We start from the raw sequence: 12,012 nt of genomic DNA on the forward strand, positions 1-12,012 counted from the left end.
GGCACACGCACGCTGACACGACGAACTTTTCTTTGTTCTACAGGGTGACTTGAAATAGAGCTGCGGGACCGCAGCATCACGCTTGGGCCCGGAGATCTTTTGTCGTCCCGAGGGGCGAGGAATACCGCCCGCACACGAGACGCGAAGTGGAGCTTTTGCTCATCGAGCCTTCTGGCACGCCCAACAGCGGCGTCGCCGAAACCGCCGCCCTGCGTCAATGGGAGTGAACGCACACGATCGTTCTATAACTGGACCGCGACCCGCTTCAGTCTGCGGGTATGAACCTCAGAACCATCTACAGCACATCACCGGCGCGCGGCTGGCTTCCATGGGCGCTTCTCACTCCCGTCATCTGCATCGCCCTTGCGATCGCCACCGAGATTCCGTCCGCGCTTTTTCTTGATCGGTTCGGCTTTGTGGATGCACAAGGCGAATTCGTCGGCGCCCAGGGCCTCACGGCGATGCTGCTTGTATCCTTCATTACTTGGCTGCTCGCCGTTGCCGCATGGATAGCCGTCGTCGAGCGGCGGAATGCCGGCACAATCGGTCTTACGAGAGACGGTGCGGCGCAAGGATTCTATGGCGGCCTGGTTGTTGGTGTAGTCATGCCGTCGGCAATGATAGCCTGTATCTGGTTGGCTGGCGCCTACGAACCTGGCGCACTGTTTCCGGCCGCTCAGTTCTCTGGCGCAATCATCGCAATGGCTGGCCTCTTCGTAGGCTTCCTCGTTCAAGCCAGCATCGAAGAAATCATTTTCCGTGGATGGCTCACCTCAGTCATCACACGCCGCACGAACCTCATCGTTGCCGTCTTGTTATCGTCGCTTAACTTTACGCTGATGCATTTCTCCCGGGATCAGCCCTGGCTCGTCACCGGCAATACTCTGCTTTTTGCTCTCTTCGCGAGCGCGTGGTCAATCTCATCCAACAACATTTGGGGTGTGATGGGGTGGCACGTGGGATGGAACTGGATAATAGCCACCGGCTTCGACGTGCCGGTCACCGGCCTAGACGCGGGCGTGCCCGCGCTCATCGTCTCGCTGGCCCCAGCCGGAACGGACTTTCTCACCGGTGGCGCGGATGGCCCGGAGGGAAGCATCTTCTGCACGCTGTTCTTTGTCTGCGGCATCATCTTCTTTATGTGGCGCATCGCACGAAAACGCAGAGACGTCGGACCGGATCACAACAAACCTGCGGGCGCGCAGACTTGACGATGCGGCCAAGCGCATCTCCACGACGTATCGCACCGTCTCCATCGCGAGATGATCGATCCAGGTCGTCGTAGGGCTTGCGTGTAACACCATACTTGCTTGATAAAATGTGCTCCGTTATCAAGCAGTTATAGTGTTATTGGGCTTTTGGCTGTCGCTAGTTCGGTTTCAGAGACGCGCGTCGATAGCTGCATTGCAGGGTCGAGGCGTTGCGCAAGGCCCGCAACGCGCTGATGCATAAGGGCAGGGCCCAGGGCTTGACCCTCGTCAGTGGACTGGTCCCGCGTTCGTATTTCTGGATCTGCTGGAAGCTGATCCCCGGCGCCCGACCAAGCTTGGCCGGGGATTGTCCGATGGCCTTGCGACGCCGGCGCGCCTGGACGCAGACATGTCGATCGCACCGCCGGTTCGAGCTGTCATCTTCCTGGCTCAAGGTCCGCTCCGCCTGACCGCCGCCAAGGGCCGACCAGCCCTTTGACGAGCCCGGCGGCTGGGACCTCAGAAAAAGGAGCGGCGAAGGCGAGACGGCCGGCTCAGATCTCGCCAAGACTGACGGCCAGGGCCACGGCGTGGGCGCGATTACGCGCGCCAAGCCGCCGGTAGGCCTCGGAAAAGTAGCTGTTCACCGTATGCTCGGAGATGCCGAGCTTGTGGGCGATCTGGATGGCGGTCCTTCCCTTTTGGGCTTCGGACAAGCAATCACGCTGACGCGGCGTAAGACGGTAACGACGGGACAAACTGTTACTCCGGCGGCTCGAACCAACCGGTCTGCTCAGCTCAGAGACGGCACTCCAAACAAAACCGTTCTCACGCGGCGTTGCACGCCAGCCTCCACCCAGAAGCGGACGCGGCTCAACTCATGATGGAGTTCGTACTATCATCGGCATTAGCAGACCGGAAGGTCCAATGTCGGATTTGTGACAGGCGACTGTCGATCCAATCGGCGTTTCCGATCCATCCGCTGATCCATTCCCGGCCTCGAGCACTAGGATGGGCCATTCACTCCGCCACGGCCGTCGGCCCCCGTGGGTTGATCGCCATGCGCGTGCCGCCGCCTCAGGCGCGGATGACGCCATCAGCCGAATCCATCCACAGTTCCGGCCACCTCGACTTGAAGCGTCATGAGGTTGTCGATGAGTGCTGCTGCGCGTACCGTCGTCTTCGAAGCCAGCGTCGATGCCGGTCCAGGACCGACCATCAACACGGCGCCGCACAACCTGGAAGCCGAACAGGCGCTGCTGGGCGTGCTGCTGTATGACAACGCCGCTTACGAGCGCCTGACCGACAGCCTGCAGGGACGCCACTTCTACGAGCCCTTCCACCAGCGGCTGTTCCAGTCGATCGAGACGCACATCCGCAAGGGCCAGCTGGCCGAGCCGATCCTGCTGGCCGACGAGTTCAAGCGCGATCCGGCGTTCGAGGAACTGGGCGGCATCCGTTACCTGGCCGACCTCGTCGACCGCGCCCCGCCGGCCGCCAATGTCGGCGACTATGCCCGGGCGGTGTTCGACCTGGCCCTGCGCCGCGATCTGATCCGCATCGGCGGCGAGATCGCCGCAGCCGCCCACGGGCACGGCGACGAGAAGCGCCCGGCCCGCGACCAGATCGAAGCGGCCGAACAGCAGCTCTACACCCTGGCCGAAAGTGGCGCGGCCAGTTCCGGCTTCGTCAGCTTCGGCGACGCCCTGCGCGGCGCCGTCGAGATGACCGCCGAGGCCTTCCAGCGCGACGGCGGCATGTCGGGCCTGGCGTCCGACCTGATCGACCTCGACCAGAAGATCGGCGGTCTGCACCCGTCGGACTTGATCGTGCTGGCCGGTCGTCCGTCTATGGGCAAGACCGCGCTTGCGACCAACATCGCCTTCAACGTCGCCAAGAAGTACGCCTGGGAGCCCCAGCCCGACGGCAGCCGCAAGACCGTCAGCGGCGGCGTGGTGGCCTTCTACTCGCTGGAAATGAGCGCCGAGCAGCTGGCCCTGCGTATGCTGGCCGACGCCTCGGGCGTGTCGGGCGACAAGCTCCGCAAGGGCGAGATCGACGCCTCGGAATTCGGACGCGTGCGCGACGCGGCCATGGAGCTGCAGGAAGCCCCGCTCTATATCGACGCCACCGGCGGCATCTCGATCGCCAAGCTGACCGCCCGGGCCCGTCGCCTGAAGCGCCAGGTGGGCCTCGATTTGATCGTGGTCGACTACCTGCAGCTGGTGACCGGCTCGGATCTCGGCTCCAACGCCAGCCGCGTGCAGGAAGTCTCGCAGATCACCATGGGCCTGAAAGCCCTGGCCAAGGAACTGGCCTGCCCGGTCATCGCCCTGTCGCAGCTCAGCCGCAAGACCGAGGAGCGAGAGGACAAACGGCCACAGCTCTCCGACCTTCGGGAGTCCGGCTCGATCGAGCAGGACGCCGACATGGTGTGGTTCGTCTATCGCGAGGAATACTATCTTGGCCGGGCCGAGCCGCGCGAAGGCACGCCCGAGCACCTGACCTGGCGCGAGCGCATGGATCAGGTCGAGGGGCTGGCCGAGGTGATCATCGCCAAGCAGCGTCACGGCCCCATCGGCACGGTGCGCCTGTCGTTCAACAGCGACACCACCCGCTTTGGAAATCTGGCCCGCGACCACGCCTTCGCCCAAGCGCGGGATCATCTGGACGACTAGACTGGCCATTGACCATGCGCCTGAATCCGGACCACCGTCGCAGGGCGCGAAAGGCCGACCGATGAGCGATGCGTCCAGCTTCCTGCCGACCAGCTTCACCCCTGTCGAGGAGGAGATGTTCGGCAAGGCCTATTGCAAGACCTGCGACCTCAAGCAATTCGACGACGCGCGCGCCTGGGCCCACCAGCATGTCCGTGAAACAGGCCACGCCGTCGAGCTGCACTTTGGCTACGATGTCCGCGACGAGCACTGGCTCGCCCGACTGCCCTACGATCGCCTGGCTGAAATCGACCAGTTGGTCGCAGATCCCAAGGCCGCGCGCGCCATGGCCGCCAAGCTGCTGAAAGACGGCAAGGGCGCCTGATCCGCCGCGGGGCCGTGGCGCAGTCGCCCTAGCGCAGCAGCGCCACGACGGGGCAATGGTCCGACGGGCGGCCGTCAGCAGCGGCGTAGACCTGCTCCTCAAACCCGACCAGGCCGCGCGTGGCGCGGGCGTCGAGCACGATGTGGTCGATGAACTCCTTGTAGCGCGGATCGCATTTAGGCGTTGCCGCGCCTTCGGCGAGCGACAGGTCGGCATTGGCCGGCTGGCCATCGTCCAGCTCGGCCCACAGCACGTCATCGGCGCGCGCCAGCCGGCGGTTGAAGTCGCCCAGCACGGCGAAGCGGATCGGCTCGGCGGCGCGCGCGTCGATCCAGCGCTCCAGGACCGGGATCTGCTGCTGAAGGGTCGCGCAGGCCCCGCCATTAAGCCCGTTGAAGCAGCCCTACTTCAAATGCACGGCCAGCAGGCGCAACGGCGCGTGGCCGGGTGCGCGCACGGTGATGTCGACGCCCGCGCGCAGGTTGGGATTGCCGAGCGCCAAGTCGGAGACGTCCGGCGCGCGATCGAAGCTCACGCCCTTGCGGATGGCGAAGCCCACGGCCTGGCGGGTCAGCCTGCGCCCTTCCTGGCCGCCACAGGGGAAGTGCTCGCCGGCGGGCCCCTCCTCTATGACCAGCTGGTACTTGGCCGGATCGAAAACGCGGGCGGCGGCCTTGACCGATTCCACCTCCTCGAAGGCGATGACGTCGGCCTTCAGCTGCTCGGCGTAACGAGCCATCACCGCGTAGTCGGCGTCGGTGCGGGCCTTGCAGCCTTGGGACCCGTCTTCGGAAAGGTGCTCCATGTTCCAGGCGGCCACGCGCAGCGGGGCCTGTCCGGTTCGCGGCGTCGTCACGCACGCGGTAAGCGCCAACGCGACGGCCAGGGCGGCGAGCGGCTTGAACATCCAGCGATCCTCTCGATTGGATCGGCCTTAGAACGCATGAGTTATAAAATAACAATATGCTTGCGGCTCGAGGTTGGACGCGGGCCGTCGGCTGCGCAGGATTTCCCGGGCCTGGCGGCCCAACCCGCCCGCCCCGCAACTTTCCTGGGGCGCATGGCGCCGCCAGACACGAAATCTCACAGATTCGGCGGCGCGATGGGCCCGTCGCCGGCTGAAAGCGGTTCGGCGAAGGCACCGGCCCGCGCCATCCGCCTTAGCCGCCGCCGATCCAGGACGCTCCAAAGCCCAGCGATGTTCCGCGCAGGCGCGGGGCCGCCGGCGCTTCCCCCCTCAACGCTTTCTGTGGAGATTTTCCCTGACGGCGTGTGCGCCGTCCGAGGCGGAGGGAGCGGGGGCGCCCCCGATGCCTACGTGCAAGCTGGCATTGGCCAAGATCCCACAGAACGCCAAGACGGGCCGCCCCCTTCCTGATCGTCGCGGAAGCCGGCGCCCGCAGCGCATGGGTCTCGCAGCGCACGGCTCCTGCGGCTTGTCTCATCGCCGGTTAGCTTGGGCCAAAATCTTCCAGGACCACCTTGCCCTTCGCGCGGCCGCTCTCGATCAGCGCATGCGCCGCCTTAAGGTTGGCCGCATTGATGGGCGACAGGGTCTGGGTCAAGGTCGTGCGAATGCGGCCGGCGTCGACAAGCCCCGAGACCTCGTTCAGCAACCGCCCCTGCTCAGCCATGTCGGCGGTTTCGAAGATCGAGCGGGTGAACATCAATTCCCAGTGGATCGAGACGGCCTTGCGCTTGAAGCCCACGACGTCCAGCAGGGCCGGATCGTCGATCAGGCCAAAGCGGCCCTGAGGCGCGATGAGCGCCTGGATCTCATCCAGATGCTTGTCGGTATGGGTGGTGGAAAAGACGAAGGCGGGCGCACCGATCCCCAGGGCCTGGATCTGCCCGGCCAGAGGCTTCGCATGATCGAGCACGTGGTAGGCGCCAAGACTTTTGACCCATTCTTGGGTGTCAGCTCGCGACGCCGTGGCGATCACCACCAGGTCGGTCAGGGCGCGGATCAGCTGAATCGCGATTGAACCCACGCCGCCCGCGCCGCCGATGATCAGCACGGCATTGGCCGCGCCAGGGACGGGTCGGCGGATGTCGATCCGGTCAAACAGCATTTCCCAGGCCGTGATCGCGGTGAGGGGCAGGGCGGCGGCCTCGGCGTTGCTGAGCGTCTTGGGCTTTCGCCCGACGATCCGCGCATCCACAAGGTGGAACTGGCTGTTGGCCCCCTGCCGCGTGATCGACCCGGCGTAGAACACCTCGTCGCCGACGGCGAAGTCCTCGACCTGCGGCCCGACTTCGACGACCTTGCCCACGGCGTCACAGCCCAGGACCTTCCAGTCTCCGGTTGTCGGCCCCGCGCTGGCGCGGACCTTGGTGTCGACCGGATTGACCGACACGGCCGCCACCTCGACCAGCAGGTCATGGCCGGTGGCGACCGGCCGATCGAGCACGATATCCTCGAGCGCGTCGGGCCGATCAAGGGCGCCGGGGATCCTGTAACCGATAGCCTTCATGGCGGTGCTCCGTGTTGCGGCGCCCGATAGGTGCAGCTACTCTCAGAAACCTGCAATACTGACAACGACCGCACATAGTATCAAAAAGGATACTGTCATGGCCAAGGTGCGCCATTCCCGCTTCGACTGCACGCCAGGGTGTTCGGTCGAGGCGGCCATCGGGCTTATCGACGGCAAGTGGAAGGCCATCATCCTCTGGCACCTGCTGGCCGGAACGCTGCGCTTCAATGAAATCCGGCGGCAGGTTCAAAACTGCACGCCGCGGATGCTGACCAACCAGCTGCGGGAGCTGGAGGACGACGGGCTGATCACGCGCAAGGTCTATGCGCAGGTGCCGCCGAAGGTCGAGTATTCGCTATCGGAGCTTGGCCTGAGCATGGCCCCCATCCTTCGCGCCCTGAAGGCATGGGGCGACGCCAATATCGGCCTCTATGGGAAGCCTCTTGGCCACGATCCGCGTGAACCCCAACCGGGTGGATCAGCCCAGCGCGGCTCCTTGTAGCCCTCAAAGCGCCGGGGGCTCGTCCCCCGTGATCGCTGTGTCCCCAGAGGTCGGCGAAACAATTTCGGTGCATCCTGGGGCGTAGCCGCCTTGACGGTTGCTTGGTGCGCCGCATCGAGATGGGCCGCGCCCTTGTCCGTGACCAAAACCTTCGGCCGGCGGCAAGGGCGTGGGTCCGCTCTTGGGCGATGACGTCGACCACCCGCGCTGTCCCGCTAAGGCAAAGCCGCTCCAGATCTCGCTCGTAGCGAAATCCGCGCGGCTGTCTGCCTGGATCGCGTCGCTCGGTTCGCCCAGGCGAGCGGGGACAAGACCTGGCGGAACAGTACGAACTGGGGCGGTGCAGTCACCAGACCAATCCCAGACCGAACGAAGCCATCGCACTCTATGGCGAGGGCTCGGCTGCAGCCCTTCCGTGATCGGCTTCTCGAGCGGCGCCGCATCTGAGGGCGCATGAACGGTGCGCCGATGCTCGCGCTCATATTGACCTCGCCTTAGGACCATCTTCTCCGGGTCGCACGGCGCCCAGGTGGCGGCGTAACGGCGCCGGCGAATGATAAGGACTTTGAACAGACGTGGCACGCCGCTGTCCGCCACGCTGCTGTGGGGCAGCGGAAAGGCCGACCGCGCTGGGCCATCGAACCGCCGCCTCACAGACTTTCAATTGGACGTTGACGCACTTTCAATTGGACGCCATGAATCTTTCAATCAGACAGCTCGGTACTTTCAATTGGACGGCATCATGCCCAACCTGCGCCCACGTTTCGTCGCCGACCGCGTCGCCGAAGCGCTAAGCGACACACGGGTCGTCCTGCTCGCCGGGCCGCGACAATCGGGCAAGACCACCTTGGCCAGGTCCTTGGCGGGTGAGGGGAGAACCTATCTCACGCTCGACGACGCCACGACCCTTGCCGCCGCGCAAGCCGATCCGGCCGGACTGATCCGCAGCCTCGACACAGCGATCATAGACGAAGTCCAGCGCGCACCTGACCTGCTGCTGGCGATCAAGCAAGTCGTTGATCGAGATGCAAGGCCCGGCCGCTTTCTCCTGACGGGCTCAGCCAACTTGATGACCCTGCCAAGGGTCGCCGACTCCCTGGCCGGCCGAATGGAGACCATCCGCCTTCTGCCGCTGGCCCAGGCGGAGATCCTGGGCGAGACCCGGCCACCCTTTCTCTCGAGCCTGTTCGCCGGCCATGCGCCCAGGGCCGGCGCAGCGCGGCTCGGACCCGACCTCGTGGAACGCGTCCTGGCCGGCGGCTACCCCGAAGCGCTGGCGCGAAGCGCTTGGGCGCGCCGCCAGGATTGGCACCTGAATTATGTCGAGGCGGTGATCGAACGCGACGTCCGCGACGTCGCCCAGATCGACCAGCTGGACCGCATGCCAAGGCTTATGCGCGCCCTGGCCGAGCATTCCGGGCAACTGATCAATCACTCGAGCGTGGGCGCCGCCTTCAATCTCAACCATGTCACCACCCAACGCTACACCGGCGTCTTCGAGCAGTTGTTCCTGGTCCGAACGCTGCCGCCATGGAGCAACAACGCCCTCAGCCGACTGATCAAGACGCCGAAGCTGCACTTCCTGGATCCGGGTCTGCTGGCGGCTCTGCGCAACCTCACGCCGGAGCGGGTCGCCGCTGATCGGACCCCGTTCGGGGCCGTGCTCGAAAGCTTCGTCTTCAGCGAGGTGTTGAAGCTGACCGCCTGGGACGCCGACCGCTACACATTAAGCCACTTCCGCGACAAGTCCGGCGACGAGGTCGACATCGTGATCGAAAACAGGGCCGGTGAGATCGTGGGCCTGGAAATCAAGGCCTCGGCGACGGTCCGCGGCGGGGACTTCAATGGTCTGCGAAAACTACGTGGCGCGGTCGGTGATCGCTTCAAGTTCGGCGCCGTGCTTTACGACAGCGCCGACACAGTGCCGTTCGGTGAGGCGCTGGCGGCCATGCCGCTCTCGACCCTTTGGGGGTAGTTCACACCTCGTGATCGCCCGGGCCGGCGGCGACGTGCTGCGTTAGCTGATACCTACGCGCCTCGCCGCCAGCCCAGGACAAGCGACAGAGGGCTAGGTCGGTCTCGCTACCGTTTGTGAACCTCAGAGGAGGCAATGAGGCCTAGCTCATCCTGACGGAAAGAACGTCGCGTTTCCAGAGGCCAGCCAACGGTAGCTACTGGCGCCGCTTTGACCAAGACGTTTGTCGTGGCCGAAGCTCGTTTCGGCTTTCGATCATGCCGCCCGAGGGCAGGCCTTGTTGTGCAGGTCCACTTCACAACAAGGGCCGCACGCGGCGTCCGCGTCGTGACGATAGATCAGGAGCCATTCGAACGCCCCTGACGACTTCAGCCATCTGATCGAGGAAGGGGAAAGCAGAACAAGGCCCTTCCCATGAACCTGATCGAAATTCTTCCTTCCCTCATTACGGCCGCCACCGGACCGGCTGGTGCCGTCGTCGTAGCGCTTGTCGCTCTCGGCGTTGTTGCGTTGGCGCTCACGAAGATCCCTAGCGGCCGTCAATGAGCTAGCGGACTGTTCGTTTGCGTATAGTTGCAGAAGATTTTGCTTCAAGTCTCGACCGAATGTCTGCGCCTAGCGCGTTCTCGCTGGTCAAAGTGGCGGGTTTCGACGTCAAACATCACGGTTAACCGTCCAGAAATCTTGAACCCTCGACGCGCCTACCGACATTCAGTGTGAAGCTTGGCAGGAGCGAACATGGGGTGGGTGGGCGTCTGGAGTGCATTTCGTCGCGGCGGTGCGCGCCGCCGCGGCTTGGTGGTGAAGTTCGCGATGAAGACCAAATTTTCTACAGTGGCGCTGCTGTTGGCTGAAAGCCTGCTTTTAACGCCTGCAGACGCCGAAGCGACGCCGCGCTACCGAAGGAGGGATGGATGGCTGTCGTGTCTGAGCGCGGCCTGCTGGACCCTCACCTTGGGGACGTTCTCCTTCTACCTCGCGGGCGGAATGGACATCGCGGCCAAAATGCCAGACATCGGCCCCGTCGATGGAAAGCTCATTGCAACGGGATTCACGACCATGGTCAGTTGGGTCATGCTGGTCGGGGTGATCGTCTTGCGTTGGGGAAGCGATCACGTCGCCCGTCAGATCAATCGATGGGCGAAGTGGCCGCGTGTGGAGCCTGCGCCATTCGGATACTATCTTGTCGACAGTTGTGCGGCCTTTTGCTGGGTCGGGATAGGGCTCATCACTCTTGCAATGCTGGCGGGCGTTTCGGCTCAGCCGTTCTGGGGCTGGCTAGGATCTGATGCCCCGAGCGCCGTCGCTGCTTTCTGGATATTCGCTATAGCCGTCGTGCTCTTTCATTTCCGGCGTTCGGACATGCGCAAACGCTTTGATCAGCAGGTCTACGGTGGGCACTGGAACGCCGTGCGCAGCGCCCTGATCGTTCAGGGGCTGCCCTGCGCTCTCGGCGCGAGTTGGATCATCTCGCTGCGGTAAATTGACAGACGAAGAGGCGTTGGTCCGCGACGGAGGTCCTCTATCGCAGAACAATTCTAGACGTCGTGGTTCCGGAGCAATCTCAGGGGACGCTATTGGCGCGCTACCGCCCGTCGAAATAGACCGCCACTAGGAAGTGCTGATCGCACCAAACAGGTCTCACCAGAACTTTGTGCTGTGGTTGTTGAGACCCCGTGAGTAGGTGTCGGTCCTTGCTGTGAACGTCTTTGGGATGTCGGCACCACTACGGCCATCCTTGAAGAATTCACGGACCGCGTACAGCGCGCCGCTCTTGAGGTGCTCCCAAGTGTGGCGAAGATGAGTCTGCAGTTCCCGGTCTTGCTGGGCCTTCGTCGGCTTTCGCTTAGGGGCGGGGCTCGAGTAGCCCGGTCTAAGATCCACCTCGTGCGTGAAGGTGATCGAGCCGTGCTTCCATTGGTCATCGATCGTTGAGCGCCAGCTGTAGGAAACTCGGACACTGAGGGTTTGGCTCAAGCGCAGCGGCGACCAAATCAGGTCATCAATGGTGAAGAGTTCGCGGTCCCGAAGTTCTTCTTCAATTCGGCGTTTCATCGCGTCGACGGCATACGTAACGTCGGAGGCAGCGCGATACAGATCGTATTGTGTTTCCTCGCGCTTTCGGCCTGATTTTGCTTGCCGATCTCGATCCAAAGCCCGTTCAAAGGCGTGAAGATTTTGTAGGATGTAGGGGCCGCAATTCCAAAGGTATTGGCGCAACTCGGTTGCGTGCCCGATCTGCTTGGACCGTTCCACCAGCCTGTACAGTTCTTTAGCATCGAGAGCGGCAATAGCCTCTTGCTCAGAGCGCGGAGTATTGATTTCGCCCATGTTGGTACGCTCGTCCCGTGCCGACCTAACCTCCGGGGATCATCTCAAGGCGACAGGCGTGGGCGCAACTACAAGTTTTCCTAGTGGGCGGCGAGTTTCTGGCCGTAAACCAACGTCGGCTTGTGGCGCGCGTCGGACGACGACCGAGGCCTCGATGACGAGCTGGGGGCGATCGTCGCACGAAAAGGTTGTCGATCAGGGGGCGGAACAGGCCGCGAAGGCGCCCATCGTCGCGCGTGCTCGAGACGATCGAACGCTCCGGCGAACTCCTCTCGCGACATCACGCCCAGCGCGATGAGGATGCCGATCAGGGCCGCGGTAACGCCAGACTGATAGTCGCCCATCAGCAATGTGGATTCGTCAGCGGTCATGCGCTCGCTCCAATGTGGGCCTGACTCAGAACTCTTCCCAGCTATCGAGCGTCGGCGCCGCTGAGCCCCGGACCAGCATCGGGGCGCGGGTCATTGGGCGCGTCTTTTTGATCGCGCCGGGACGCTC

Annotated in this window: 12 protein-coding genes; 6 read left to right on the forward strand and 6 right to left on the reverse strand. The window is 63.8% G+C overall.

Annotated elements, in window-relative coordinates; translation table 11 throughout:
* Nucleotides 1–278 precede the first annotated feature (278 nt).
* Complete coding sequence (locus DDF62_RS25020) at nucleotides 279–1,211, forward strand: CPBP family intramembrane glutamic endopeptidase (RefSeq protein WP_116491633.1); 933 nt, start codon at nucleotides 279–281, stop codon at nucleotides 1,209–1,211.
* 533 nt (nucleotides 1,212–1,744) lie between these two features.
* Here the strand turns inward: DDF62_RS25020 and DDF62_RS25025 are convergent.
* Nucleotides 1,745–1,948: a helix-turn-helix domain-containing protein gene (locus tag DDF62_RS25025; RefSeq protein ID WP_116491634.1), complete on the reverse strand. Its 204-nt coding sequence runs from the start codon at nucleotides 1,946–1,948 to the stop codon at nucleotides 1,745–1,747.
* Nucleotides 1,949–2,344: 396 nt separating this feature from the next.
* Here DDF62_RS25025 and DDF62_RS25030 point away from each other — a divergent pair, with 396 nt between their 5' ends.
* Together DDF62_RS25030 and DDF62_RS25035 are read left to right on the forward strand one after the other, a co-directional pair.
* Nucleotides 2,345–3,868, forward strand: a complete 1,524-nt coding sequence (locus DDF62_RS25030) for a replicative DNA helicase (RefSeq protein ID WP_116491635.1) — start codon at nucleotides 2,345–2,347, stop codon at nucleotides 3,866–3,868.
* Nucleotides 3,869–3,929: 61 nt separating this feature from the next.
* Nucleotides 3,930–4,232, forward strand: a complete 303-nt coding sequence (locus DDF62_RS25035) for a hypothetical protein (protein ID WP_116491636.1) — start codon at nucleotides 3,930–3,932, stop codon at nucleotides 4,230–4,232.
* Nucleotides 4,233–4,260: 28 nt separating this feature from the next.
* On the opposite strand, the gene DDF62_RS26415 is transcribed toward DDF62_RS25035, so the two are convergent.
* From DDF62_RS26415 to DDF62_RS25045, 3 genes are all read right to left on the reverse strand, one after another.
* A complete protein-coding gene (locus tag DDF62_RS26415) occupies nucleotides 4,261–4,527 on the reverse strand; it encodes a hypothetical protein (protein WP_244286944.1) in 267 nt (88 codons plus the stop codon).
* A gap of 108 nt (nucleotides 4,528–4,635) precedes the next feature.
* A complete protein-coding gene (locus tag DDF62_RS26420; RefSeq protein WP_244286945.1) occupies nucleotides 4,636–5,139 on the reverse strand; it encodes an exonuclease/endonuclease/phosphatase family protein in 504 nt (167 codons plus the stop codon).
* A gap of 544 nt (nucleotides 5,140–5,683) precedes the next feature.
* Nucleotides 5,684–6,706 carry a zinc-binding alcohol dehydrogenase family protein gene (locus tag DDF62_RS25045; protein ID WP_116491637.1) on the reverse strand — a complete coding sequence of 341 codons (1,023 nt, stop codon included), beginning with the start codon at nucleotides 6,704–6,706 and terminating at the stop codon, nucleotides 5,684–5,686.
* Between the two features lie 97 nt (nucleotides 6,707–6,803).
* On the opposite strand from DDF62_RS25045, the gene DDF62_RS25050 reads away from it, so the two are divergent.
* From DDF62_RS25050 to DDF62_RS25060, 3 genes are all read left to right on the forward strand, one after another.
* Nucleotides 6,804–7,208 carry a winged helix-turn-helix transcriptional regulator gene (locus tag DDF62_RS25050; protein WP_116491638.1) on the forward strand — a complete coding sequence of 135 codons (405 nt, stop codon included), beginning with the start codon at nucleotides 6,804–6,806 and terminating at the stop codon, nucleotides 7,206–7,208.
* 742 nt (nucleotides 7,209–7,950) lie between these two features.
* Entirely contained in the window at nucleotides 7,951–9,183 is a 1,233-nt protein-coding gene (locus tag DDF62_RS25055; RefSeq protein ID WP_208866937.1) for an ATP-binding protein, read from the forward strand.
* Nucleotides 9,184–9,996: 813 nt separating this feature from the next.
* A complete protein-coding gene (locus tag DDF62_RS25060; RefSeq protein WP_133244852.1) occupies nucleotides 9,997–10,665 on the forward strand; it encodes a hypothetical protein in 669 nt (222 codons plus the stop codon).
* Nucleotides 10,666–10,824: 159 nt separating this feature from the next.
* Here DDF62_RS25060 and DDF62_RS25065 read toward each other — a convergent pair whose 3' ends face one another.
* Nucleotides 10,825–11,514 carry a hypothetical protein gene (locus DDF62_RS25065; RefSeq protein WP_116491640.1) on the reverse strand — a complete coding sequence of 230 codons (690 nt, stop codon included), beginning with the start codon at nucleotides 11,512–11,514 and terminating at the stop codon, nucleotides 10,825–10,827.
* 80 nt (nucleotides 11,515–11,594) lie between these two features.
* Nucleotides 11,595–11,885, reverse strand: a complete 291-nt coding sequence (locus tag DDF62_RS25435) for a hypothetical protein (protein WP_133244991.1) — start codon at nucleotides 11,883–11,885, stop codon at nucleotides 11,595–11,597.
* Nucleotides 11,886–12,012 lie beyond the last annotated feature (127 nt).

It is taken from the genome of Caulobacter radicis, from assembly GCF_003094615.1.
Classification (GTDB): domain Bacteria; phylum Pseudomonadota; class Alphaproteobacteria; order Caulobacterales; family Caulobacteraceae; genus Caulobacter; species Caulobacter radicis.

What these genes read in the sequence shown, in the direction of transcription:
- DDF62_RS25020 (WP_116491633.1), top strand. Translation starts at nt 279, where the DNA reads ATGAACCTCAGAACCATCTACAGCACATCACCGGCGCGCGGCTGGCTT.
- DDF62_RS25030 (WP_116491635.1), top strand. Translation starts at nt 2,345, where the DNA reads ATGAGTGCTGCTGCGCGTACCGTCGTCTTCGAAGCCAGCGTCGATGCC.
- DDF62_RS25035 (WP_116491636.1), top strand. Translation starts at nt 3,930, where the DNA reads ATGAGCGATGCGTCCAGCTTCCTGCCGACCAGCTTCACCCCTGTCGAG.
- DDF62_RS26420 (WP_244286945.1), bottom strand. Translation starts at nt 5,139, where the DNA reads ATGTTCAAGCCGCTCGCCGCCCTGGCCGTCGCGTTGGCGCTTACCGCG.
- DDF62_RS25045 (WP_116491637.1), bottom strand. Translation starts at nt 6,706, where the DNA reads ATGAAGGCTATCGGTTACAGGATCCCCGGCGCCCTTGATCGGCCCGAC.
- DDF62_RS25050 (WP_116491638.1), top strand. Translation starts at nt 6,804, where the DNA reads ATGGCCAAGGTGCGCCATTCCCGCTTCGACTGCACGCCAGGGTGTTCG.
- DDF62_RS25055 (WP_208866937.1), top strand. Translation starts at nt 7,951, where the DNA reads ATGCCCAACCTGCGCCCACGTTTCGTCGCCGACCGCGTCGCCGAAGCG.
- DDF62_RS25060 (WP_133244852.1), top strand. Translation starts at nt 9,997, where the DNA reads ATGAAGACCAAATTTTCTACAGTGGCGCTGCTGTTGGCTGAAAGCCTG.
- DDF62_RS25065 (WP_116491640.1), bottom strand. Translation starts at nt 11,514, where the DNA reads ATGGGCGAAATCAATACTCCGCGCTCTGAGCAAGAGGCTATTGCCGCT.
- DDF62_RS25435 (WP_133244991.1), bottom strand. Translation starts at nt 11,885, where the DNA reads ATGACCGCTGACGAATCCACATTGCTGATGGGCGACTATCAGTCTGGC.